A 23,377-nucleotide genomic window follows, 5' to 3' on the forward strand; every position below is an offset into this window, starting at 1 on the left:
TGATATGTTACCTATGAAAGGAGACCGGATGCCGGGCGAGAATTTTCCTGGCGATAGGATCGTCAGCTTGGTCGATGAGCTCGAAGGGCTGATCGAGGAAGCCAAGCCGCCTTTCGGCAAGAACGCTCAGTTCAAGGTCATCGACGCCGACGTGTTCTTCAACATCCTCGACGAGATCCGCATGAGCTATCCCGAGGAGTGGCAGAAGTCCCGCCGTATCCTTAAGGAGCGCGAGGAGCTTATGGCTTCCGCCGCCGCTCAGGCCGATTCCATCATCGCCGACGCTCAGCAGCAGGCCCTCACCATTGCCGGTGAGCAGGAGATCGTCCGTCTTGCGCAGCAGCAGGCCGACGACATCCGCGATCGTGCCCAGCAGTACGAGCGCGAGACGCGTTATGCTGCCGAGGACTACGCAGAGCAGGTCTTTACGCACTTGGAGGAGAACCTCAAGAGCCTGACCGGCACCGTTACCCGTTGCCGTCAGCAGCTCAACGAGGGTGCCGCCCAACAGAATGGTCAGTGGTAATGGCTGAGTTCCCGAGCGTTACCGTCGATCTTTCCGAGCAGCTCGAGTTTCCTGGAGATTCGTATCCGCTGACCGGTAAGGTCGATGTCGCCACCTACACGGTGGGCGAGAAGGAGTACCAGCTTCAGGACGGCATCGACTACGACGTTGTCTTTACCAATGCCGGTACCGGTGTCTTGCTCACGGGCATGGTCCGCGCGCACGTCACCGGTGAGTGCGACCGTTGCCTGGAGCCCGCCTCGTTTGATATCGCCGGAGAGATCGAGGAGTTCTACCTCTTTGAGGAGCCCGAGGATCCCGAGGCCTACGAGGACGGCTACGAGCTTCTGGGTGAGGACCGCATCATCGATCTGGGTGAGCCCATCAATGACGCGGTCGTTATGGACACGCCGTTTGTGGTGCTCTGCAAGCCCGATTGTCGCGGTCTGTGCCCCACTTGCGGTTGCAATCTCAACGTGGAGCAATGCGATTGCGCCGCCCAGGCAGAGGCAGAATGGGCCGAAGCCACGGAAAATCCATTTGCAGCATTGAAGAATCTCAAGCTTGATGAGTAAAACTGTGGTAGTATCGCTACTTGCGCGTAATCGCCACACTGGATAGTTCATAAGGAAGGTCACTATGCCCGTACCTAAACAAAAGCAGGGTCGTATCCGCACTCACACCCGTCGTTCCGCCAACATGAAGATCTCGGCTGCGGCTCAGTCCACGTGCCCCCGTTGCGGCGCTGTTAAGCTTCCGCACCACGTGTGCCCCAGCTGCGGTTTCTACAAGGACCGCGAGGTTATCGTTACCGAGTAACGGTATACTCTGGATGCGATGCCGTTCCAAATGGAACCACAATGGCCGGCTCAATGAGTCGGCCATTTTTGTATAAGGAGCATGTTTATGAGTAACGTTCGCGTTTGTGTAGACGTTGTGGGCGGAGACGAGAAACCTCAGGTTGTTCTCGATGGTATCGAGGCTGCGCTTGCCGCCGATCCCGATATCGAGGTCTTGGCAGCTGGCCCCGCCGAAATCGTCAACCCTTTTGCCGCTTCCCATGCACGTGTTGAGGCCCTTGAGGCACCCGACGTTATCGCAATGGATGACGATCCCATTCGCGCCGTGATGACTAAACGCAAGTCGTCGATCGTGCTGTCGTGTCGCGCCATCAAGAAGGGTAATGCGGACGCGTTTTTCTCTGCCGGCTCCACCGGCGCCATGACCGCCGCTGCCACCGCCTACGTGACGCCGTTTAGGTATCAGGCCGAAGGCAAGAAGCAGCCGGTGCGCCCCTGTCTGACCAATGCGCTGCCCAATCGCGCCGGCGGTCTGACGGTGCTGTGCGATATGGGCGCCAACCCCGATGTCGAGGTCGATGACATGGTACGTTTTGCCCAGATGGGTAGTGCTTATGCCCGCGTCGTCCTGGGCATCGAGCATCCCCGCGTGGGCCTGCTTGCCAACGGCACCGAGGACGAGAAGGGCTCCAACTTTACCAAGGCCTGCTTCCCGGCCATGAAAGCCGCCGTTCCCGGCTTTGTTGGTAACTGCGAGGGAACGGACATCACCTCCGGTAACTTCGATGTCGTCGTTGCCGATGGCATGTCGGGCAATATTGCGCTCAAGGCCACCGAGGGTGCTGCCAAGTTTTTGCTACAGGAGCTCAAGGGCGTCTTTATGTCATCGCTCGGCACCAAGATTGCCGCGCTGCTCATCAAAAAGCAAATGCGCGAGATTAAGGCCAAGCTCTCTGGCGACGCCAAGGGCGGCGCGATTCTTCTGGGCCTGCGCGGCGTGGTCCTGATCGGCCATGGCGCCACCTCGGTCGAGGCTGTTAAAAACGGTACGCTCGCGGCGGCCGAAGCCGTGCGCGCCGGGCTGGTCGAGAATGTCGCCAACTCTATGGACGGTATCGTTTTATAAGAGCGAGTTAGAGTGCTGTTATGTGCTTCGCGGCGCACGTCGTGGGGTAGAATCAGAACCGTGTCTTGGTACCGCCCGGGCGGTACCATTCTTTTGGTATTCATGCACTATGAGAGGAAGCGCTATGGACCGCTCCGAAATCTTCGACAAGATCGCCGAGGTCGCTGCTGACGTTCTGGGCGTCGATGTTGCCGAAATTAGCGATGAGACCACCTTTGACGACCTCGATGCCAACTCGCTCGAGCGCCTGCAGCTGGTTACGGCTATCGAGGACGAGTTCAACCTCGAGATCGATGACGAGACTCTGCTCTCGCTCAACTCTGTCGCCGACGCCGTCGACGCTATCGAAGCTGCCAAGGAGGCCTAGGTCTTGGCTTTGTCTGAACGACTTACGCGCGCCCAGGAAATTCTGGGCCACGAGTTCAATAATAAAGTGCTGCTGCGCGCGGCGCTTACGCATCCCTCGGCAGTCGAGGGCCAGCCGGTTTCTGCCAGCTATGAGCGCCTTGAGTTCTTGGGCGATTCCATTTTGGGCGCCGTGGTCGCACGCTCCCTGTTTGAGTCCTATCCCGAGTTTGACGAGGGCAAGCTCACCCGCTTGAAGGTGTCGCTCGTCTCGGGCGCCACGCTGTCCGAGGTTTCTCACGAGCTGGGCATCGACGACATCATCATCTTTGGTGCCTCCGAGACCGGTACCGGTGCGCGCGGCCTGCATTCTGCGCTCGAGAACGTCTACGAGTCGCTCGTGGGCGCACTGTACTTGGATGCCGGCTGGGATGCCGCAGCGGAGTTTATCCACCGTACGCTTAAGCCGCATTTGGCTTCCGAGCGTGCCGAGCACCCCGCGAACCCCAAATCGTTTTTGCAGGAGTGCGTGCAAGCCGACGGTCACGAGCCCCCGGCGTACAAGCTCGTTGGCTCCGAGGGCCCGGCGCATGCGCCCACCTTTACCGCTGTGGTTTTGATCGATGGTATTCGCCAGGGTCGCGGCTCCGGCTCCTCAAAGAAGGAAGCCGAGGGTGCTGCCGCGCTCGAAGCGCTCGACCGCATGGGTTACACCACCAACGGCGTGATTCTGAACAAGAAGCACGTGTAAGCGAGGAACCGTGTATCTCAAGTCCCTCACGCTCAAAGGGTTCAAGTCGTTTGCCGACCGCGCCCATATGACGTTTGAGCCGGGCCTGACCGTCATCGTCGGCCCCAACGGCTCGGGAAAATCGAACATCTCCGACTCGATTCTTTGGGTCCTGGGCGAGCAGAGCGCCAAGCAGCTGCGCGGCCAGGCCATGGAGGATGTCATCTTCTCTGGCTCGTCAGCGCGCAAGCCGGTGGGTGTCGCCGAGGTCACGCTGGTGCTCGATAACTCGGACCATATGCTGCCCGTCGATTTTGACGAGGTCGCCATCACCCGTCGCATGTATCGCTCGGGCGAAAGCGAGTACCTCATCAACTCGAGTCCGTGCCGCCTGATGGACATTCAGGACATCCTGCACGATTCGGGCCTGGGCAAGGATACGCATTCCATCATCAGCCAGGGCAAGCTCGACGCCATCTTGCAGAGCCGCCCCGAGGAGCGCCGCGCCCTCATCGAGGAGGCCGCCGGCATCTCCAAGCACAAGCGCCGCAAGGAGCGTGCGCTCAAAAAGATTAAGTCAATGGACGAGCACCTGACGCGTGCCCGCGACATCAATAAGGAAATCGCCCGTCAGCTGCGACCACTGGAGCGTCAGGTCGATCGCGCACGTAAGTACAAAGAGCTGTCCTCGCGCGCGAACGAGCTTACGCAGATGCTAGCCGTCGATGAGCTGCGTTCGCTGCAGTCGCAGTGGAACGACCTGGAGAGCCGCTCCAAGGAGGGCGCGGCCGAGCTGGAGCTTGCGCAGTACCGCATGGGCGAAAAGGAGCGTGAGCTCGAGAAGCTCCAGGTCATGCTCGAGGAAAAGGGCCTGTTTGTGGGCGATCTGGGCGAGCAACGCCGTCATATGCAAGATGTGGTCGGCCGCATTAACTCCGACATGCGCCTGCTCGAGGAAAAGGGCCACAACATGGTGTCGCGCCTGTCCGACATGCGCGGGCAGATCTCGAGCTCCGAGCATCAGCGTCGTCGCGTGGTCGAGGAGCTCGAGGACGCGCGTGCGCAGCTTGAGGAAGTGACCGGTGCGCACATGCAGGCCCAGGAGGACGTTGACGCCGCTGGTCCTGCTGCCGCTGAGCTCCACGAGCGGCGCGTGGCGCTCGACAATCAGATTTCGCAGCTTACGCGTGAGCAACGCGATGTGCAGCGCGTGGCCGACAACGCCGCGCTCGAGCTCGCCAAGGTGAAGGACTCGCTGAGCAACGCCGAGGTCGAGGACAACATGTATGTCTCGCGCCTGGAGCAGATTGACGAGCAGCTCGAGGAGGTCACGGCCTCGCTCGAGAGCCGTCGCAACCGCGCAGAGGAGCTTGAGGGTGCTCTTGAGGAAGCGCGCCAGGCCCAGGTCGATGCGCGTGAGGCCACCGAGGTCGCCCGTGCGGCGCTGAAGGACCTGCGTGCCCGCGAGAGCGAGGCGCGCAACAAGTTATCCGAGGTGCGCTCGGAGCTTGCCAGCCAAAAGAAGCTTGATGCCCGCATGGCCGACAGCTCGCCGCTGGTGAGCCGTCTGGTGGGTGCGCTGGGCGATGACGTAACGGGTCGCCTGGGCGATGTGCTCGAAGCCCCTCGCGAGCTTGAGGGCCTGGTTGAGCAATTGCTCGCCGGCGATATCGATGCGCTGCTGTTTGATGACGCCGCCACGCTTGAGCGTGCCGGTCGTGCGGCTCTGGACCAAAAGAAGGCCTCGGGCGAGGCACTGCTGGTGGCGCGCGGCGTGAGCGGCTCTACCGCCGCTGAGGGCGCTGCCGGTACCCGCCTGGTTGATCGTCTGTCCGTGCGCGCAGGCTACGGACCCGTCGTCGAGGCGCTGCTCGGCGGCTATTACGTAGTGGACGATCTTTCTGCCGCGCTTTCGGCGCCGGTCGTTGACGGCGTGACTTACGTGACCCCCGATGGCGCCCGCGTCGCCTGTGGCGGCCTGGTGCGTGTGGGCCTCGATGCCGGCGAGGCGTCGGGTGCTCTGGAGCGTAAGCGTCGCATTCGCGAGCTGGAGGGGCTTGAGCCCGATTTGGCCGCTGTGTTTGAGCATGTGTCGGATCAGGTCGTCGAGGCCAATGCGGCCGTTGAGGAAGCGCGTGCCGCTGAGGGCGATGCCGCCGGTGAGATTGCCCGCCTTGAGGGCGAGCGCCGCTCCCTGTTGTCCGAGATCGGCCGTCTGGAGCAAAGCGCCAACAATGCCGAGGTCGAGCGCGTGCGTATCTCCAAGCGCCGTGAGCAGGCTGCCGAGGCCGTTCGCGCCGCGCGCCCGCGCGTGGACGAGCTCACCCGTTCGCGTGACGAGGCCCGTGCGCAGGCAAGCGATCTGGGCTTGCAGATTGCCGAGGCCAACGACGAACTCGACCGCGTTCGCCGTGACGATTCCGAGGCTGCCGGCAAGCTCGCCGACGCCAAGGTTCGCCTAGCCCAGACGAGTGAACGCCTGCGTTCGCTGAAGGGCCGCGTGCCCGACCTGGAGCATCGTCTTGAGGGCATCGACCGTCGTATCCGCGGAACACGCCAGGCCTCGCGCTCGCTCGAGCTGCTGCGCCTGCGCGTCGATCCCATGCACGAACGCTATTCTGCCCTGTTGGAACGCGCGTCGGATTGGGCAGCGCGCCTGCGTGACCAGGCCTCTCTGGAGGAGGCGGACTCCGCTTCGCTCAAGAAGACCATCGAGGATGCCAAGGCAGAGGTTGCCCGCGCTAAGGAGCGAGTCGATACCGCCTCTGCCACGCAAAACGAGTTCAAGGTCGCGCGTGGCAAGCTCGAGGTGCAGGTCGAGGCTGCCATCAAGGCCATTACCGCCGATGGCACGACGGTGCTCGAGGAAGCGCTCATGCTTCCGGCGCCCACGGACCGCGATGCCGCCGAGCGCGAACTCAACCAGCTTGTGCGCCAGATCAACAACCTTGGTCCCGTTAACCAAGTTGCCATGGAGGAGTACGAGCAGCTCAAGCGCCGCGCCGACTACATCGAGGAGCAGCTGGCCGATCTGGAGAGCGCACGCAAGGCGCTCACCAAGATCACGGTGGCCATTGATCGCAAGATGCGGAAGGCCTTCCTGGTGACGTTTGAGAAGGTCGACGCGAACTTCCGCGAGATCTTCGCTATGCTCTTCCCGGGCGGCCAGGCTCATCTGGAGATGACCGATCCCGAGCATCCTGCCGAGACGGGTATCGAGGTCGTGGCGCAGCCGCGCGGCAAGCGCATCACCAAGATGATGCTCATGTCGGGCGGCGAGAAGAGCCTGACGGCGCTCGCCCTCCTCTTTGCTGTGTACCGCACGCGCACGGTGCCGTTCTATGTGCTGGACGAGGTCGAGGCGGCACTCGATGACGCCAACCTGTCCAAGCTCATCGGCGCGCTCGATGTGTTGCGGTCCGATACGCAGCTCTTGGTCATTTCGCATCAGCGCCGTACTATGGAGGACGCTGACGTCCTCTATGGCGTCTCGATGCAAGCCGACGGCGTCAGTCGCGTCGTCTCGCAAAAACTCGATCGCGAAACCGGAAAGGTCGTGAATGCATAATGGGATTCTTTGACGCTCTCTCGCGCGGACTTGAGCGCAGTCGCGAGGCCCTCAACGAGGTCTTTTACTTTGGCGGCGAGGTCGACGAGGATTTTTGGGAGGACTTGGAGGACACCCTCGTTATGGGTGACATGGGTGCCGAGGTCGCGATCAAGGTGTCCGATGACCTGCGCGATGCCGCGGCCAAGAAGAACCTCAAGACCGCCCCGCAACTCCGTCGCGCCCTGGCCGAGCAGCTCGAGCAGCATTTTGTTCCCGTTGAGCGCGATCCGTTCGCCGACACGCCGAGCTGCGTACTGTTTGTGGGTATTAACGGTGCCGGCAAGACCACGACGGTCGGTAAGATCGCGAGCGCCATGGCCGCCCGCGGCAAGAACGTCGTGATCGGTTCGGCCGATACCTTCCGTGCTGCCGCTATCGAGCAGCTCGATGTGTGGGGCCAGCGCGCTGGCGTCCCCGTCATCAAGCGCGACCGCGGCTCCGACCCGGCAAGTGTTTGCTACGACGTGCTCGACGAGGCCGACAAGCGCGGCAGCGACCTGGTGCTTATCGATACCGCCGGCCGTCTGCACACGAGCCCTGAGCTCATGCGCGAGCTTGCCAAGGTGGTCAATGTGACCCGTAAGCGCGCCGCCAATATGGCCGCCGGTCCCATGCCGGTTTCGGTCGTGCTTGTGATCGACGCCGCGACGGGCCAAAACGGTCTGAACCAGGCGCTCGAGTTTAACGAGGCGCTGGGCCTGGACGGTATTATCATGACTAAGCTCGATGGCACGGCTAAGGGCGGTATCGCCATGGCCGTGGCCGAGAAACTCAAGCTCCCGATCCTGCGCGTGGGCGTGGGCGAGCAGGTCGATGACCTGCAGGAGTTCAATGCCAAAGATTTCTGCCGCGCCCTGGTGGGCGAGTCCAATTAAGGAGTGACTAGTGTTTGATTCCCTGAGCGATCGCCTCAACGACACATTTGACCGCCTGCGCGGCAAGGGCAAGCTGACCGAGGCCGATATTACTTCGGCCATGCGCGATATTCGCATGGCGCTGCTCGAGGCCGACGTTAACTTTAAGGTCGTCAAGGAGTTCGTCGCCAAGACCAAGGAGCGCTGCATGACCGCCGAGGTCATGGAGTCGCTGTCGCCGGCGCAAAACGTCGTCAAGATCGTGCTCGACGAGCTCACCGAGATGCTTGGCTCAACCGAGAGCAAGCTCGTCTTTAGCAATCGCATTCCCAATGTCATCATGCTCGTGGGCCTGCAGGGCTCCGGTAAGACCACGGCGGCCGTAAAGCTGGCCTACCTGCTCAAGAAGCAGGGCCGCTCACCGCTGCTCGCCGCGTGCGACGTCTACCGTCCCGCCGCTGCCGACCAGCTGGCCACGCTTGGCGGAGAGATTGGCGTGCCGGTCTTCCGTGGCGATGGCGAGCACCCGGTTGACATCGCCAAGGGCGCCATTCAGGAGGCCGTTGACCACCTGCGTGACGTGGTCATCGTCGATACCGCCGGTCGTTTGCAGATCGACGAGCAGATGATGCAGGAGGCCGTGGACATCAAGAAGGCCGTCAAGCCCGATCAGGTGCTGATGGTCGTCGATGCCATGACCGGCCAGGATATCGTCAACGTCGTCTCGACCTTCGCCGAGCGCACCGACTTTGACGGCGTGATCATCTCCAAGCTCGACGGCGACGCCCGTGGCGGCGGCGCGCTTTCCGTGCGCCAGGTGACCGGCAAGCCTATCAAGTTTGTTAGCATGGGCGAGAAACCCGATTCGCTGGAGCCGTTCTATCCCGACCGCATGGCCAAGCGCATCTTGGGCATGGGCGATGTTGTCGGCATCATCGAGAAGGCCCAGGAGGCAGCCGACGCCGAGCAGCTCGAGGCTGCCGAGCGCATGCTGCGCGAGGGCTTTACCATGAACGACATGCTCGACCAGATGAAGGCCGTCAAGAAGATGGGCGGCATGAAGGGCATTCTGGGCATGCTCCCCGGTGGCCAGCGTGCGCTTAACCAGATGGGTGGCAACCTGGACGAAGGTATCTTCGATAAGAACGAGGCCATCATCATGTCGATGACCAAGGAGGAGCGCCTTCGCCCCTCCATCATCAACGGCCAGCGCCGTGCCCGCATTGCCAAGGGCGCCGGCGTGACCCCCACCGAGGTCAATAGCCTTATGAAGCAGTGGGGCGAGATGAACAAGATGATGGGCCGCATGCGCACGATGGCCAATCAGGCACAGGCCGGCGGCAAGAAGGGCAAGAAGGGTAAGAAGGGCAAAAAGATGCGCATGCCCAATATTCCCGGTCTGGATGCCATGGGGCTGGGCGGCATGGGCGGCCTGGGAACGGGCGGCCCCAAGTCCGATATGGACCTGCTGCGCCAGATGGAAGCACAGATGCGCAACAAGAAGTAACGACTAGTTGAGTCGTGTATGGCGAAGGCCGCCTGGATGGTATTCCAGGCGGCCTTCGCCGTTTGTTCGCTGGTTGTCGCACGCGTGGAAGCGCGTTCTCGACGAGGTGCTTGCCGCTAGTGGCAGCCGCAGCCTTCGTGCCCGTCATGGTTGTGGTGACCGTGGCAGCCGCAGGACTCGCCATGCTCGTGGATGTGCTCGTGATCATGTCCATGGCAGTCGCAGGTGGCCTCGCCGTTCTGTGCGAGCGTGCCGGCAATGAGGGCCTCGACGCAGGCATCGCAGCTGCCCTGGGCGCCCGCATAGACCGTGATGCCGGCTTGGGCAAGCGCGTTGATAGCGCCGCCGCCGATACCGCCGCAAATGAGCGTGTCAACGCCACCGTTGGCAAGCAGGCCCGCCAAGGCGCCGTGGCCGGTGCCACCGGTGCCTACGACCTGCTCGTTGAGCACCTTGCCATCCTGGATGTCGTAGATCTTGAACTGCTCGCTGCGGCCAAAGTGCATAAAGATGTTGCCGTTGTCGTACGTCGTTGCCACCCTCATGGTGCCGACCTCCTTTGCTGGCCATGCGGCCGTCGTCGTGGCGATGGGGGAGTACGCGATATTGCCGCCCTCGATGACGAGCGCTCGTCCGTTGACCAGCGCTTCGGCCACCTTGCGATGCGCGCGGCTGCAAATGGCCGCCACCGTTGCGCGGGCGATGCCCATCTGCTGGGCGACCGCCTCTTGGTTGAGACCTTCCAGGTCGCACAGGCGCAGCACCTCAAGCTCGTCGACGGTCATGTCGATGGCATCACCGCTGGCCAGGCCATCGGGGGTAAAGCCGCGGTATTCGGGGATGATCCCGACGCGGCGCAGTTTTTCGCGTCTTCCAGCCATACACTCTCCAAATCTGACATATGTCAACAATAGAATAGCGAACGTGCGGATTTGCGCAAGGAATTTCTGGCATATGTCAGAAAATGAGGGCTTATGTTTGGGCTGTGGGGCCGCGTGCGCCTGGACTACAATGAATCTCGCTTGTAGGCGACTGACAGGAGGGTCAATGAGCAAAGCTGATCAACAGTTTGTAACCATGTGCCGCGATATCTTGGATCATGGCACCACCACCGAGGGCCAAAAGGTCCGCCCGGTGTGGGAGGACGGCACCCCTGCCTATACCATTAAAAACTTTGGTGTCACGGCGCGCTATGATCTGCGCGAGGAGTTCCCCGCGCTCACCCTGCGCCGTACGGCGCTTAAGTCTGCCATGGACGAGATTCTGTGGATCTATCAAAAGAAGTCTAATAACGTGCATGACCTCAACAGCCATATCTGGGATGAGTGGGCCGATGAGACCGGTTCCATCGGTAAAGCCTACGGCTATCAGATTGGTCAGAAGAGCCATTACGCCGAGGGCGACTTCGACCAGATGGACCGTGTACTGTACGACCTTAAGCACACGCCGTATAGTCGCCGCATTATGACCAATACGTACGTGTTTAGCGATCTGTCCGAGATGCACCTTTATCCATGCGCCTACAGCGTGACCTATAACGTGACGCAGCGTCCTCAGGACGACAAGCCGACGCTCAACATGATTCTCAACCAGCGCAGCCAGGACATTTTGGCCGCGAACAACTGGAACGTGTGCCAGTACGCCATTTTGCTGATGATGGTCGCGCAGTCGGTCGATATGATTCCCGGTGAGCTGCTGCACGTGATCGCCGACGCCCATATCTATGATCGTCATGTCGATATCGTCCGCGAGCTTATCGAGCGTCCGCAGTTTGCGGCACCCAAGGTAACGCTCAACCCCGATGTGCATGACTTCTATGCGTTTACGACCGATGACCTGATCGTCGAGGGCTATGAGCACGGCCCTCAGGTCAAGAACATCCCCATTGCGGTGTAGGTGACGCGCATGACGTGTAAGCTTTCTGCCATCGTCGCCGTGTGTGACGACTGGGGTATTGGCTGCGAGGGCGATATGGTGGTGTCCAATCGCGCCGATATGCGCCATTTTGTGGCCTGCACCAAGGGCTGCCCGGTTATCATGGGACGCAAGACGCTGCTGAGTTTTCCCGGCGGGCGTCCTCTCAAGAACCGCCGCAATATCGTGCTTACGCGCGATATAGGCTTTACCCGCGAGGGCGTCGACGTGGTGCATAGCGTTGACGAAGCGCTCGCTGCGGTTGCCGATGAGCCCGTTGCCTGGGTGATCGGTGGCGGCGATGTCTATCGGCAGTTTTTGCCGTACTGCGTGGAGGCCGAGGTCACTCATGACCACTGCGTGCATGTCGTGGACACGTACTTTCCCGACTTGGACGCCGATCCCGCGTGGAAGATTGCGCAGCGTAGCGGGGTCGCGACGATTGCCGCCGGTGAGGGTGACGAGGGCGTCGATTATGAGTTCGTGACGTATCGTCGCGTTGAGGCGTAAATCGTCTGGCGTGAACGGTATCATCGGGTTGATTGAATGCATGGGGCGGCGCTTAGCGTCGCCTCGTTTGGTATAGATGTGCTGTAAAGAAGGGTGCGGGCTGGCTGCTATGACTGATGCCGTTGAGGTTCTGCGAATTGATTCGCTCGAGGACGAGCGGCTCGATGCCTACGTGCGGCTGACCGAGCGCGAGCTGCGCTGTGTGCTGGAGCCGCAAAAGGGCATCTTTATCGCTGAGAGCGCCAAGGTTATCGAGCGCGCGGTGCGTGCCGGATACCAGCCGGTGAGCTTTCTTTTGGGCGAGCGCTGGCTCGACCAGATGATGCCGCTGTTTGACCAGCTTGTCGTGCGCGAGGGAGCGGGTCCGGTTCCCGTGTTCGTGGCCTCCATGGAGCTCATGGAGCAGTTGACGGGCTTTAACGTGACGCGCGGCGCGCTGGCGGCGTTCCGTCGCCCGCGTCAGATTCCGGTTGATGAGTTCTTGGGCGGCGTCGTCGAGGCGGCGGGGGATCGTCCGGTGCGCGTGTGCGTGCTTGAGGGTATTGTCGACCACACCAATGTTGGCGCGATTTTCCGCTCGGCGGCTGCGCTGAACGTCGATGGCATTTTGGTGAGCCCCACTTGCTGTGACCCGCTGTACCGTCGCTCGGCCCGCGTGAGCATGGGCACGGTTTTCCAGGTGCCTTGGACGCGCATTGGCAGCGAGGCGCGCGTATGGCCGCATGATGGGCTGGCGGCGCTGCACGATGCCGGCTTTTCGTGTGCCGCCATGGCGTTGATGGACGATTCCGTATCGTTGGACGATCCCGCGCTGCAGGAGATTGATCGCCTGGCAATCTTTATGGGCACCGAGGGTGCTGGCTTGGGCGCCAAGACCATTGCGGGCTGCGACCGAGCCGTGCGTATTCCGATGGCGCACGGGGTCGATTCGCTCAACGTGGCCGCGGCGAGCGCCGTCGCCTTTTGGCAGCTGTGCCCGCACGTGAGTAATGAGTATCACTACCAGCCAGGTTTGTATCACTAGGCAGTTTTCCGCACCGTGCTCTAATTCGGGGTGTTTCGGTCGCCGCCAGTCGGTGCTAAACTAGTATTGGCTTTGGTCTTAAATTGCCGTTATGTTGTTTGACGTACGCTGGCGGGGAGGGCGTGTGGCTAAGAAATCTACGGCTATCGATGTAACGCAGGGTGTCATTTGGCAACAGCTGCTGTCGCTGTGCGTTCCCATCTTTTGTAGTTCGTTTTTTCAGCAGGCCTACACGCTTATCGGTACGTATATCGTTGGCCAGTTTGGCGGCAAGCTCGCGCTGGGTGGCATTCAAGCCACGATGGTGCTCACCGAGCTCTGCATTGGCTTTTGCGTTGGCGTCGGCGCCGGCTGCGCGGTCATTACCGGTCAGTATTTTGGCCAGCACGATGATGAGCGACTGGGTCGTTCGGTCCATACAGCCATGACGCTCGCGCTGGTGGGCGGTATCGTTTTCTCGATTCTTGGCATAGTGTTCGTTGAGCCCATGCTGGTGCTTATGAACACGCCGCATGAACTATTGGCCGAGGGTGTGGCCTATGCTCGCTGTTATTTTGCCGCGATGGTTGCGGCACTGCTGCTCAATATGGGAACGGCATTGCTGCGCGCCGTGGGCGACACGCGCGGGCCTGCTGTGATCATCGCTTCCGGCTGCCTTGTTAATGCGGTGCTGGATGTCATCTTCGTTGCCGTGCTTCATATGGAGGCTCTGGGCTGCGGCATCGCGGTGGCGCTGACCATTTGCTCCAACGCCACGATGATCGTGATTCGTATGATGCACGCTCCGGGTGCATGGCGTCTTTCGCTGTCTAAGCTCGGCATCGATCGCGGTATTTGCAAGAGTATGATCTCGTGTGGTCTGCCACTCGGTTTTCAATCGGCTGCCTATTCGATTTCGAACGTGCTGATCCAGGTGTCGGTTAATTCGTTTGGCGCCGATGTCACGACTGCTTGGGGTCTATCTGGGCGCCTGGATGGCATTATCTGGATGGTGACCGAGGCGCTCGGCGTATCGATCACTACGTTCTCGGCGCAGAACTTTGGCGCGCGCAATTACGAGCGCATGCGCAAGGGCTACCATACGTCGCTCGTGCTGTCGTTTATGCTCATTGGTGGCCTGTCTGCCGTGCTGCTGGTGTTCTCGGGTCCGCTGTCGCGTTTGTTTGTCGACGATGCTTCGATTTCGGCGTACACCACGACCATCCTCCATTTCATTGCGCCGTTCTATGCGATTTTCTCGATTATCGAGAACGCCTCGGGTTCCATCCGCGGTGCCGGCGTGAGCTTGCAGCCGATGCTGCTCACGATTTTTGGCACCGTCGTGCTCAGGGTGATCTGGGTGTTTGCGATTATGCCGTTCGATCCGTCGCTTGAGCACCTGCTGCTGGTCTACCCCGTAACCTGGCTCATCACCGCCACGATGTTCACCATCTACCACCACAGCGGCAACTGGCTAGGCCGCGCCACCGCCTAATGATCCCTTGGGGCGGAGGAAAATGGATCATTGCTCTCCGTCGCGATGTCGATGATCCGTTTTCCTCCGTCCCCTTCGGATCAATTAGTATTCGATGCCTTGGCGGGCTAAGAGGCCTTCGTCGAAGTGGTGTTTGACGGGGCGCATTTCGGTGACTAAGTCCGCGAGGTCGGCCAACGGCAGCAGCCCGCGGCCGGTGAGCACGAGCTCTGTGGTGGTAGGCTTCAGTGCGATCAGCCCCTCCACATCCTTGCGCGTCACGAAACCTCGGCGCATGGCCTCGCCGAGTTCGTCCAAAATCAGAACATCGACCTGTGATATCTGCTCGCATGCGAGCTCCATGATCTGCGCCGCGCAGGCCTCGGGCGTGTCGCGGTCGGCTTGTACGATGCGCAGACCCAAACGGGGCGCCGCATCATGCTCGGCGCAGTGAAGTTTCTTGGCAAACTGCATCCTAAGAACGTCGAGTCCGTAGCCCGTCGCGCGCAGCGCGAGCCCCAGCGCAGCCGTCGTCTTGCCCTTGCCGTCGCCTGTATAGATTTGAACCTTGCCGACTTACAGTGATGCCATCTCTGTCCTTTCGTGCCCGGCGTCGGTTTATCGCCGTCCGGGTTGGGTATTCTAGAAAGCATTATCAACCCCAGTAGATGGAGTTCAAGCAGATGGAGATGGATGACAACAAGCGTAGACGGAATATGATCCTCTACGTGCTCATCGCCTTCGTCGTCTACCTCGTGCTCTCGACCGTTCTGTTCCCCAACATCGGTCACACGCAGCAGATTACGAAGACCGATTACTCGACGTTTGTCAAGGCGCTCGATAAGAAGAGTGTCGACAAGGTCGAGTACAACACGGACGATTACTCGATTTATTACACCAAGAAGGGCGAGGACGAGAACTTCGCCTATAAGACGACCGGTGTGCCGAACGATGCGGGCTTTACCGATCGCGTGCTTGAGTCTGGCGCTTCGCTGGAGTCGGTCGTTCCCGATAAGAACTCGGGTTTGATGACCTACTACCTGCTCACACTCATTCTTCCCATGGCGATTTTCTTCCTCATCGGTTGGTGGCTCAACCGCCGCATGAAGAAGGCTATGGGCGATGACGGCCCGTCGATGAACTTTGGCGGCGGCGGTTTTGGCGGCGGCGGACTGGGTAAGTCCGGCGCGCGCGTGATCGCCTCCAAGGACGTGGGCGTGACCTTTAAGGACGTCGCCGGCCAGGAAGAGGCCAAGGAGTCTCTCAAGGAGGTCGTCGACTTTCTGGAGAAGCCGCAACGCTACGAGGAGATCGGCGCCAAGCTGCCGCGCGGTGCTCTCCTTGTTGGCCCTCCGGGTACCGGTAAGACCCTGCTTGCCAAGGCTGTTGCCGGCGAGGCCGGTGTTCCGTTCTTTAGCATTTCGGGCTCTGAGTTCGTTGAGATGTTTGTTGGTCGCGGCGCTGCAAAGGTTCGTGACCTGTTTAAGCAGGCCAAGGAAAAGGCCCCGTGTATCGTCTTTATCGATGAGATCGATACCATCGGTAAGAAGCGCGATGGCGGCGGCTTTAGCGGCAACGACGAGCGCGAGCAGACGCTCAATCAGTTGCTGACCGAGATGGATGGCTTCGATAACCACAAGGGTATCGTTGTCCTTGCCGCAACCAACCGTCCCGACAGTCTCGATCCCGCTCTACTGCGCCCCGGTCGTTTTGACCGCCGCATCCCCGTTGAGCTGCCCGATCTGACCGGCCGCAAGAACATCCTCGAGCTGCATGCCAAGAGCGTGAAGACCGAGCCGCCGATCGACCTGACCGCGATTGCCCGCGCCACGCCCGGTGCCTCGGGCGCTGACCTGGCCAATATCATCAACGAGGGCGCCCTGCGTGCCGTCCGTGAGGGCCGCAAGCGCGCTACGCAGGACGATTTTGAGGAGTCGGTGGAGGTCGTCATCGCCGGCCAGCAGCGTAAGTCCACGGTGCTGTCCGACCACGAGAAGCAGGTTGTTTCTTACCACGAGATCGGCCATGCCATCGTTGCCGCCCGCCAGAAGGGCTCTGCACCGGTCACGAAGATCACCATCGTGCCGCGCACGAGCGGTGCTCTGGGCTACACCATGCAGGTCGAGGAGGATGAGCGCTTCCTGACCACGCGCCAGGAAGTCCTGGACAAGCTCGCCGTCTATTGCGGTGGCCGTGCAGCCGAGGAGCTCATCTTTGGTGAGATGACGACCGGCGCCGCCAACGATATCGAGCAGGCCACCAAGCTCGCCCGTAACATGGTGACGCGCTTTGGTATGTCCGATGAGTTTGGCATGATGGCACTCGGTACCGTTCAGAATGCGTACCTTAACCAGGACACGTCGCTCACCTGCGCCCCCGGTACGGCCGAGCGCGTGGACGCGATTGTCGCCAAGCTGATCGAGGATGCGCACGACCGCGCTTTGCAGATTCTGAAGGAGAACAAGTTCAAGCTCCACGAGCTGGCTCGTTATCTGTACAAGAAGGAGACGATCACGGGCGAGGAGTTCATGAATCTCCTCACGCGCGAGAATCCGCTGATGCCAAAGCAGCAGTAATACTGGTTGCGCAGTGTCAATCGCCCCATTTGAGTGTTTATCTCAAATGGGGCGTTTTGCGTGGGGAGAGTTGTATATGAAGATCGTGGTAAGTGCCTGCTTGATGGGCGAGAGCTGCAAGTATAACGGGCTCGATAACTACCACCGCGCGTTGGTCGAGGCTTGCGAGCGCACGGGGACCGAGGTCCTCCTCGTGTGCCCTGAGGTCTTTGGGGGCCTGCCCACGCCGCGCAAGCCGTCCGAGATTGTGAACGGCGAGGTCCGTACCTGCGAGGGTACCTCAGTCGATCGCGAGTTTCGCCAGGGTGCTCAGCGCGCGTTTGATATGTGCGAGCAGGCAGGCGGACCGGAAGAGATAGTCGCGTGCATCCTTCAGGACCGCAGCCCCTCGTGCGGTGCGGGTCACATCTACGACGGCACCTTTAGCGGTACGCTCACCGCGGGCAACGGTGTTTTCGTCGACCTGCTGCTGCGTCACGGGTACCGCGTGATTCCGGCTAGTGAGTTCGATCCCAGCATGTTGGAACATTGTCCACAGCACTCGAACCCAACATTTCCTCTCGGGTGACCGTTTTGGCATCATCCGTGAATTTGATATCGAGTACGACCCGGTCATCAAAGACGTAGACCGAGTTGACAGGCGCCGTACCCAGGCAGTCCCTCCCCGCGGTCCTCGCGTAGGAACGCGTACACGGCCCTCCCGTCTCTTGCGCCCCTCCTGCCCCAAACCCTGCTAGGAGCGAGTGCAGCAAACTGGAAGTTTAAATTAGTCTTTGCAAATAACCTTTGAACCTTCACCATCAATTACAATTCCCTGACGATTGTTAATTGGGCATAGATTCAAATCCGAAAACTCAGTTATTATTTTCTCGGTAACTTTCTTAAATGGTGCTGTAAGAAAATGCGGAAGAACATAGAAATCAATCAAATTAAGCCCTGCATCATCTTCTTGTGAGTAGTCCTCCGGCTTTTCATCCATTTGCTCGATATTTTGGATGCTTGGAGCGCATACAATCGCACCTGCCGATTCACCAATCATCAGTTTTCCCTTTGCCAATTCTTTCTTCAGCAGCTCATCCGTTCCCGTTTTACGGAGCTGGTCTATAAGGAAAAAAGAATTTCCGCCGGTAAAATAGAACACATCCGCATCTTCAAAAAGAGACTGTATCGTTGAATAAGCCTCCGTTGAAATATCAATTTCAGTTACGATTGCTCCCAACTTTTTGAATAATTTTCGAGCCGAGCCGACATAACCGGTGTAGCCTTCACGCAGCGAGGCTGTTGGGATAAATGCGACTTTTTTATTATCAATTTGTTCCTTTACCAGACTTCCTACACTTGAAAAGTGCGAACATAAAAACAGTTTCATCAGTATTCTCCTTTATATATAAATTCTTATTTGTTGAACTAAGCCGTGTATACCATACGCTCCGATGAAAGAACGCCCCTATATAGTGAAATTTTGCCGTTTTCCTGCGTACGTGCGTACACACTCCACAGGAATTCTAAGGGGCCTGCCCCCTTAGCACACGGACTTTGGAACAAAGTCTAGTGTGTTACGCCTTGCCAGAGGTGTACGGGCTCCCGGTACGCACGTACGCAGCAATTGCCATCAATGCGCCATATAAGTGGCGATCAAGTTCGTATAAAGCGACCTTGGTTCCGCAAAACAAAAGGCAGGATGCCATCACCACGATGATACCCTGCCTTTGTTCGTTCCTGTTTACCGTTCTGAGTAGTCCTTCCGCAGAATTTCCGATAAAAAATCGTACCCGAACCCTTTCTCGTAAAGAACCGGGTTCGAGTACGAACTGAATGGTGGAGCAATAAAAAACCACCACAAAGGTGCCTGTCCCCTTTGTGGTGGTTTTGGGTTAGAACTAGAGGGTGTGGCCGTAGGCGTTGGCGGCCTTGATGGCGGCGGCGAACTTCTCGTCCGTGAAGGGCTCGGGGTTTCCCTGCTTCCACTCGTTGGTGGCGTGCGCGTACTCGCACAGGGCCGGGATGTCGGCCCCGGAAAGCCCGACCTGCTCCAGCGTCACGGGCAGCCCCATCTGCTTGTTAAAGGCGGCGTAGCGCTCAAGGTTCTCGGTATCGCCCGTATAGGCAAACAGCACGAGCACGCCCAGGCTCACGACCTCGCCGTGCAGGTAGGTGCCCTCACGCGGAATGCTGCAGGTGGCGTTGTAGAACGCGTGCGCCACGCTCGAGTTGTAGTAGTAATCGTTCTGGTTGGTCAGGTTCGAGACATAGCCCGTGTTGACCACGATGTCGAGCGCGATCTGCTTTACGGCCTCGGTCGACAGGTCCTGGCGCACGTCCTCAAGACCCTGGACGCCATAGGTAAACAGCGGCTCGGAGCAGGTGTGGGCGAGTGCCAGGCCAAGACCGGCGGTGTGCTCCAAATCACCGGCGCTCGTGGCGTACTCGACCTCGGGCTGCTTAGACAGGGCATCGCCCACGCCGGCCCAGAAGTACTCTGCCGGTGCCTCGGCGATGATCTTGGGGTTGATGAAGATGTGCGCCGGTCGGTTGGGGTACGAATAGCCCTCGAGCGAGCCATCGTCATTGTAGACAACGGCAATGGCGGTCGCGGCCGAGCAGTTGGAGCAAATCGTCGGTACGGTAAAGACGATCTTCTTGAGCTCGATGGCTGCGGTCTTCACGGTGTCGAGTGCCTTGCCGCCGCCACATGCGATGAGCACGTCGGCTTCCTGGCAGGCAGGGGAGTTCACGACCTTGGCGATATTGGCACGCGTACTGTTGGTGCCATAGACGCGCGTCTCCAGGGCCTCGACATCGGTACCTTCAAGTGCCGCCTCGATTCCCGGCAGCGCCGCAGCCAGGGCTCGCTTGCCGCCAATGATGGCGACCTTGGTCGCTCCGTACTCTGCCAGTGCGGCGGGCAGCTCGGTAAAGCAATCCTCGCCAACGGTGTAGTCGCTCATTCCAATCGTGCGCATGGCAGCCTTCTTTCGTTAGTTAAAGTGCTTTCAGGTATTTTGCTCCTAGAGAAGGCTAACGACCGCGAGAAATTTCTTACGTATGAAACCAGTGTTGAGGGTTTTTCGCCGGCGCGGAACGTGCTAGCATACTCCGCATAAGCGTTGATGGGGACGAGTAGTCGGCCGTCCGCATGCCACAGAGAGCGGGGAGCGCTGAGAACCCGTGCATGCGACCGATGAAAATCACCCCGGAGCTGCGGTCCCAACGGACGTGCCGCGCAGGCACGTCTTAGTAGATATCGCCGAGATGGTCGTCGATACAGGCCAGCCGAGTAACGGATGCGAGCGCGCGAATACGCGGGCGAGGGCATCTAAGCTGGGTGGTTAAACGAAGAGCTTTTGCGGGCATACAGCCCGTTTTTGTGGCGCTTCGTCCCAGCTTGTAGGGACGGGCGCTTTTTTGGTGCCCAACGGGCGTGCGCGCCCACGACATGAAAGGGGTACCGTGGCAAACGAGTACAAGCAGACGATGAATCTGCCCAAAACCGGTTTTCCCATGCGTGCCGGTCTTTCCAAGTCCGAGCCCAAGCGACTCAAGGACTGGCAGGACAACAAGGTCTACGAGCAGGTTCTGAAGAAGAACGAGGGTCACAAGAAGTTCGTGCTGCACGACGGCCCTCCGTACGCCAACGGCCCGATCCACATCGGCCACGCCATGAACAAGATCTCCAAGGACATGATCAACCGCTACTGGATGATGCAGGGCTATGAGGTTCCCTATGTCCCCGGTTGGGACTGCCATGGCCAGCCGATCGAGCATAAAGTCGAGGAGAAGCTCGGCACCGAGAAATTCAACCAGACCTCCACGGCTAAGATCCGCGAGCTTTGCAACAAGTTCGCTGTCGAGAACATCGAGCTGCAGAAGGCCGGCTTCCGTCGCCTGGGCGTGCTCGGCGATTGGGACAACCCCTATCTGACGCTCTATCACCAGCATGACGCCGCCGACATCGAGGTTTTCAAGGCCATGTTCGACAAGGGCATGATCTATCGCGGCCACAAGCCGGTTCACTGGTGCAAGCACTGCCACACCGCACTTGCTGAGGCCGAGATTGAGTACTCCGACGAGACGAGCCCGTCCATCTTCGTGCGCTTTGAGATGACCTCCAAGCCCGCCGGCCTCGAGAACTTCGACGGCCCGGTTGACTTTATCATCTGGACGACCACGCCGTGGACCATCCCCTCCGACCAGGCGGTTTCCCTCAAGCCCGGCGCCGCCTATGTCGCCGTTGAGCACGAGGGTCGTGCCGAGGTCATGCTCGAGGACCTGGCTCCCAAGTGCTGCGAGGAGTTTGGTTGGGAGTACACCCCGGTTATGGTCGACGGTAAGCCCTATGTGGTTCCCGCCGAGACCTTCCACCACATCCACTACAAGCAGCCGATCTTTGACGGTGTTGAGGGCGTGGCGCTGCTGGCCGATTACGTCGGTGTCGATGACGGTACCGGTATCGTCCACAACTCGCCCGGCCACGGCGTCGACGACTACTTTGCCTGCCTCAAGGAGGGCATTACCGACATCTGCATGCCGGTCGATGATGACGGCAAGTTCTACACCGGCGAGGAGTTTGGCACCGGTGGTCCCTTCAGCGGCATGGATACCGATGAGGCCAACCCGCACATCATCGAGTTCCTGCGCGAGCGCGGCACCCTGGTCCTCGAGAAGAAGATCACGCACAGCTATCCGCACTGCTGGCGCTGCAAACACCCGGTGCTCTTCCGTGCTACTGACCAGTGGTTTGTCTCGATGGACAAGACCGGCTTGCGTGAGCAGGCTGGCAAGGAGGTTCGCGAGAACGTCAAGTGGTATCCGGCTCACGCCGCCAACCGCATCGGCGCCATGGTCGAGCAGCGTCCCGACTGGTGCATTAGCCGTCAGCGCAACTGGGGTGTGCCTATCCCCAGCTACACCTGCGCCGACTGCGGCGAGAAGGTCATGAACGACGCTACGCTCGACGCCGTCATCAAGCTCTTCCACGAGAAGGGCTCTGACGCCTGGTTCACCGACGCTCCCGAGAGCTACCTGGGCGAGGCCTGCGTCTGCCCCAAGTGCGGCGGTCATCACCTCAAGGCCGATAAGGACATCCTCGACGTGTGGTGGGATTCCGGCGTGTCTTGGAAGGCCGTCTGCGAGTATCGCCCTGAGCTTGAGTACCCGGCGGACGTGTATCTTGAGGGCTCCGACCAGCACCGCGGTTGGTTCCAGAGCTCGCTGCTCACCTCGGTGGGTGCCAACGGCCATGCTCCGTACAAGGCGGTCGTCTCGCAGGGCTTCACACTCGATGGTCAGGGCCGCAAGATGTCCAAGTCGCTCGGCAATGTTATCGACCCCAATAAGGTCTGCGACGAGATGGGCGCTGATATCATCCGTCTGTGGGTTGCCTCCGTCGACACCAGCTCTGACGTCTCCATCGACCACGAGATTCTCGCTCGTACGTCCGATGCCTACCGTCGTTTCCGCAACACGCTGCGCTTCCTGCTCTCCGAGCTCGAGGGTCAGTTTGAGCCCGAGACCGACGGCGTCGCCTTTGCCGACCTGCTGCCGCTCGACAAGCTCATGGTTGCCCGCCTGACTCAGGTTCAGGCCGAGGTCGACGACGCTTACTCTTGCTACGAGTTCCCGCGCGCTTACCGTGCGCTTTATGACTTCGTGGTTACCGAGCTTTCCAACGTGTACCTCGACGCCCTGAAGGACCGTCTGTACTGCGATAAGCCCGGCTCGCTCGAGCGCCGCAGCGCCCAGACCGTGCTGGCCGAGCTCTTCTCGATGCTCATGCGCGACCTGCAGCCGATCCTGTCCTACACGGTTGACGAGGCCATGGCATATGCGCCCGCTGGCTGCGTCGATCACCAGAAGTACGCCGCGCTGCTCGATTGGTACAAGTCGCCCATCACGGTCGACGAGGCCAATGAGTTCGAGGGCGTGCTCGAGGCTTCGCTTGAGCTCCGTAGCGCCGTGACCAAGGCCCTTGAGGATGCCCGTTCTGCCGGCACCTTCACCAAGAGCCAGCAGGTCCGCGTCAAGGCGGTCGTTCCCGCCGAGATGTACGCGCTGCTGACCGGTGATAAGGCCGTCGACCTGGCCGAGTTCTACATCGTCTCCGATGTTGAGCTGACCCAGGGCGAGGAACTCTCCGTTGCCATTGAAGCTGCCGAGGGCGAGTGCTGCGACCGTTGCTGGAACTACCGCACCACCGTCGGCGAGTACAACGGCCACGCACATATCTGCGAGAGGTGTGCGAATGCCCTTTAAGGCACGGTAACTCGGCATTTTAGTTATAGGTAGAATTTGGGCGCCTTCGGCCCATTTGCTCCGCTGAATAAAAGCGGCATTCTGTTTTTCGGAATGCCGCTTTCTTTTTATGCTGGTTATTTCGCTTGTGTTGGTGGATATGTCGTGCGCTCTGCATGTGGCAATATAAGA

Annotated in this window: 20 protein-coding genes; 16 read left to right on the forward strand and 4 right to left on the reverse strand. The window is 59.9% G+C overall.

Features of this window, described 5'->3' with window-relative positions:
• The first annotated feature begins 28 nt into the window (after positions 1-28).
• From AB5767_RS01240 to ffh, 9 genes are all read left to right on the forward strand, one after another.
• A complete protein-coding gene (locus AB5767_RS01240; RefSeq protein WP_040358176.1) occupies positions 29-526 on the forward strand; it encodes an ATP synthase subunit B family protein in 498 nt (165 codons plus the stop codon).
• Positions 526-1,080 (forward strand): YceD family protein, encoded by a 555-nt coding sequence (locus AB5767_RS01245; protein ID WP_368132023.1) that lies wholly within the window; start codon positions 526-528, stop codon positions 1,078-1,080. The genes AB5767_RS01240 and AB5767_RS01245 overlap by 1 nt, the downstream gene beginning before the upstream one ends.
• 64 nt (positions 1,081-1,144) lie before the next feature.
• Entirely contained in the window at positions 1,145-1,324 is a 180-nt protein-coding gene (gene rpmF, locus AB5767_RS01250) for a 50S ribosomal protein L32 (protein ID WP_022094017.1), read from the forward strand.
• 87 nt (positions 1,325-1,411) lie between these two features.
• Positions 1,412-2,431 (forward strand): phosphate acyltransferase PlsX, encoded by a 1,020-nt coding sequence (plsX, locus tag AB5767_RS01255; protein WP_195234545.1) that lies wholly within the window; start codon positions 1,412-1,414, stop codon positions 2,429-2,431.
• Between the two features lie 124 nt (positions 2,432-2,555).
• Positions 2,556-2,798, forward strand: coding sequence for an acyl carrier protein (locus AB5767_RS01260; RefSeq protein WP_006234023.1), 243 nt, complete (start codon positions 2,556-2,558; stop codon positions 2,796-2,798).
• A 3-nt stretch (positions 2,799-2,801) separates the two neighbouring features.
• Positions 2,802-3,527 carry a ribonuclease III gene (gene rnc, locus AB5767_RS01265; RefSeq protein WP_117716046.1) on the forward strand — a complete coding sequence of 242 codons (726 nt, stop codon included), beginning with the start codon at positions 2,802-2,804 and terminating at the stop codon, positions 3,525-3,527.
• Positions 3,528-3,537: 10 nt separating this feature from the next.
• Positions 3,538-7,074: a chromosome segregation protein SMC gene (gene smc, locus AB5767_RS01270; protein ID WP_368132024.1), complete on the forward strand. Its 3,537-nt coding sequence runs from the start codon at positions 3,538-3,540 to the stop codon at positions 7,072-7,074.
• The gene (gene ftsY / locus AB5767_RS01275) at positions 7,074-7,991 is read left to right on the forward strand and encodes a signal recognition particle-docking protein FtsY (protein WP_368132025.1); all 918 of its coding nucleotides are present in this window, start codon (positions 7,074-7,076) and stop codon (positions 7,989-7,991) included. Before smc ends, ftsY begins: the two co-directional genes overlap by 1 nt.
• 10 nt (positions 7,992-8,001) lie before the next feature.
• A complete protein-coding gene (ffh, locus tag AB5767_RS01280; RefSeq protein WP_022093830.1) occupies positions 8,002-9,477 on the forward strand; it encodes a signal recognition particle protein in 1,476 nt (491 codons plus the stop codon).
• A gap of 116 nt (positions 9,478-9,593) precedes the next feature.
• Here the strand turns inward: ffh and AB5767_RS01285 are convergent, their stop codons facing one another.
• Positions 9,594-10,358, reverse strand: coding sequence for a NifB/NifX family molybdenum-iron cluster-binding protein (locus tag AB5767_RS01285; RefSeq protein WP_368132026.1), 765 nt, complete (start codon positions 10,356-10,358; stop codon positions 9,594-9,596).
• A 166-nt stretch (positions 10,359-10,524) separates the two neighbouring features.
• Here AB5767_RS01285 and thyA point away from each other — a divergent pair, with 166 nt between their 5' ends.
• From thyA to AB5767_RS01305, 4 genes are all read left to right on the forward strand, one after another.
• Positions 10,525-11,373, forward strand: coding sequence for a thymidylate synthase (gene thyA, locus AB5767_RS01290; protein WP_055309513.1), 849 nt, complete (start codon positions 10,525-10,527; stop codon positions 11,371-11,373).
• Positions 11,374-11,382: 9 nt separating this feature from the next.
• Positions 11,383-11,901 carry a dihydrofolate reductase gene (locus AB5767_RS01295; RefSeq protein ID WP_368132027.1) on the forward strand — a complete coding sequence of 173 codons (519 nt, stop codon included), beginning with the start codon at positions 11,383-11,385 and terminating at the stop codon, positions 11,899-11,901.
• Positions 11,902-12,010: 109 nt separating this feature from the next.
• The gene (locus AB5767_RS01300; protein ID WP_368132028.1) at positions 12,011-12,925 is read left to right on the forward strand and encodes a TrmH family RNA methyltransferase; all 915 of its coding nucleotides are present in this window, start codon (positions 12,011-12,013) and stop codon (positions 12,923-12,925) included.
• 124 nt (positions 12,926-13,049) lie between these two features.
• Complete coding sequence (locus AB5767_RS01305; protein ID WP_368132029.1) at positions 13,050-14,399, forward strand: MATE family efflux transporter; 1,350 nt, start codon at positions 13,050-13,052, stop codon at positions 14,397-14,399.
• 84 nt (positions 14,400-14,483) lie between these two features.
• On the opposite strand, the gene AB5767_RS01310 is transcribed toward AB5767_RS01305, so the two are convergent.
• Positions 14,484-14,939 carry a cob(I)yrinic acid a,c-diamide adenosyltransferase gene (locus tag AB5767_RS01310; protein ID WP_368132031.1) on the reverse strand — a complete coding sequence of 152 codons (456 nt, stop codon included), beginning with the start codon at positions 14,937-14,939 and terminating at the stop codon, positions 14,484-14,486.
• 122 nt (positions 14,940-15,061) lie between these two features.
• Here AB5767_RS01310 and ftsH point away from each other — a divergent pair, with 122 nt between their 5' ends.
• Together ftsH and AB5767_RS01320 are read left to right on the forward strand one after the other, a co-directional pair.
• Complete coding sequence (gene ftsH, locus AB5767_RS01315) at positions 15,062-16,954, forward strand: ATP-dependent zinc metalloprotease FtsH (protein ID WP_368132829.1); 1,893 nt, start codon at positions 15,062-15,064, stop codon at positions 16,952-16,954.
• A 76-nt stretch (positions 16,955-17,030) separates the two neighbouring features.
• Positions 17,031-17,522 (forward strand): 2-thiouracil desulfurase family protein, encoded by a 492-nt coding sequence (locus tag AB5767_RS01320; RefSeq protein WP_368132610.1) that lies wholly within the window; start codon positions 17,031-17,033, stop codon positions 17,520-17,522.
• Positions 17,523-17,720: 198 nt separating this feature from the next.
• Here AB5767_RS01320 and AB5767_RS01325 read toward each other — a convergent pair whose 3' ends face one another.
• Both AB5767_RS01325 and AB5767_RS01330 read right to left on the reverse strand, forming a co-directional pair.
• On the reverse strand, positions 17,721-18,323 hold the full coding sequence (locus tag AB5767_RS01325) for a Type 1 glutamine amidotransferase-like domain-containing protein (RefSeq protein WP_368132612.1): 603 nt from the start codon (positions 18,321-18,323) through the stop codon (positions 17,721-17,723).
• 511 nt (positions 18,324-18,834) lie between these two features.
• The gene (locus AB5767_RS01330; RefSeq protein ID WP_368132828.1) at positions 18,835-19,917 is read right to left on the reverse strand and encodes an iron-containing alcohol dehydrogenase family protein; all 1,083 of its coding nucleotides are present in this window, start codon (positions 19,915-19,917) and stop codon (positions 18,835-18,837) included.
• 511 nt (positions 19,918-20,428) lie between these two features.
• On the opposite strand from AB5767_RS01330, the gene ileS reads away from it, so the two are divergent.
• Entirely contained in the window at positions 20,429-23,206 is a 2,778-nt protein-coding gene (gene ileS, locus AB5767_RS01335) for an isoleucine--tRNA ligase (RefSeq protein ID WP_192924118.1), read from the forward strand.
• Positions 23,207-23,377: the final 171 nt, after the last annotated feature.

The organism is Collinsella aerofaciens (assembly GCF_040926265.1).
Lineage (GTDB): Bacteria > Actinomycetota > Coriobacteriia > Coriobacteriales > Coriobacteriaceae > Collinsella > Collinsella aerofaciens_BB.

What these genes read in the sequence shown, in the direction of transcription:
- AB5767_RS01300 (WP_368132028.1), top strand. Translation starts at nt 12,011, where the DNA reads ATGACTGATGCCGTTGAGGTTCTGCGAATTGATTCGCTCGAGGACGAG.
- AB5767_RS01285 (WP_368132026.1), bottom strand. Translation starts at nt 10,358, where the DNA reads ATGGCTGGAAGACGCGAAAAACTGCGCCGCGTCGGGATCATCCCCGAA.
- AB5767_RS01295 (WP_368132027.1), top strand. Translation starts at nt 11,383, where the DNA reads ATGACGTGTAAGCTTTCTGCCATCGTCGCCGTGTGTGACGACTGGGGT.
- ftsH (WP_368132829.1), top strand. Translation starts at nt 15,062, where the DNA reads ATGGAGATGGATGACAACAAGCGTAGACGGAATATGATCCTCTACGTG.
- AB5767_RS01245 (WP_368132023.1), top strand. Translation starts at nt 526, where the DNA reads ATGGCTGAGTTCCCGAGCGTTACCGTCGATCTTTCCGAGCAGCTCGAG.
- AB5767_RS01330 (WP_368132828.1), bottom strand. Translation starts at nt 19,917, where the DNA reads ATGCGCACGATTGGAATGAGCGACTACACCGTTGGCGAGGATTGCTTT.
- AB5767_RS01325 (WP_368132612.1), bottom strand. Translation starts at nt 18,323, where the DNA reads ATGAAACTGTTTTTATGTTCGCACTTTTCAAGTGTAGGAAGTCTGGTA.
- AB5767_RS01260 (WP_006234023.1), top strand. Translation starts at nt 2,556, where the DNA reads ATGGACCGCTCCGAAATCTTCGACAAGATCGCCGAGGTCGCTGCTGAC.
- ftsY (WP_368132025.1), top strand. Translation starts at nt 7,074, where the DNA reads ATGGGATTCTTTGACGCTCTCTCGCGCGGACTTGAGCGCAGTCGCGAG.
- rpmF (WP_022094017.1), top strand. Translation starts at nt 1,145, where the DNA reads ATGCCCGTACCTAAACAAAAGCAGGGTCGTATCCGCACTCACACCCGT.
- thyA (WP_055309513.1), top strand. Translation starts at nt 10,525, where the DNA reads ATGAGCAAAGCTGATCAACAGTTTGTAACCATGTGCCGCGATATCTTG.
- AB5767_RS01240 (WP_040358176.1), top strand. Translation starts at nt 29, where the DNA reads ATGCCGGGCGAGAATTTTCCTGGCGATAGGATCGTCAGCTTGGTCGAT.
- plsX (WP_195234545.1), top strand. Translation starts at nt 1,412, where the DNA reads ATGAGTAACGTTCGCGTTTGTGTAGACGTTGTGGGCGGAGACGAGAAA.
- ileS (WP_192924118.1), top strand. Translation starts at nt 20,429, where the DNA reads ATGAATCTGCCCAAAACCGGTTTTCCCATGCGTGCCGGTCTTTCCAAG.
- AB5767_RS01320 (WP_368132610.1), top strand. Translation starts at nt 17,031, where the DNA reads ATGAAGATCGTGGTAAGTGCCTGCTTGATGGGCGAGAGCTGCAAGTAT.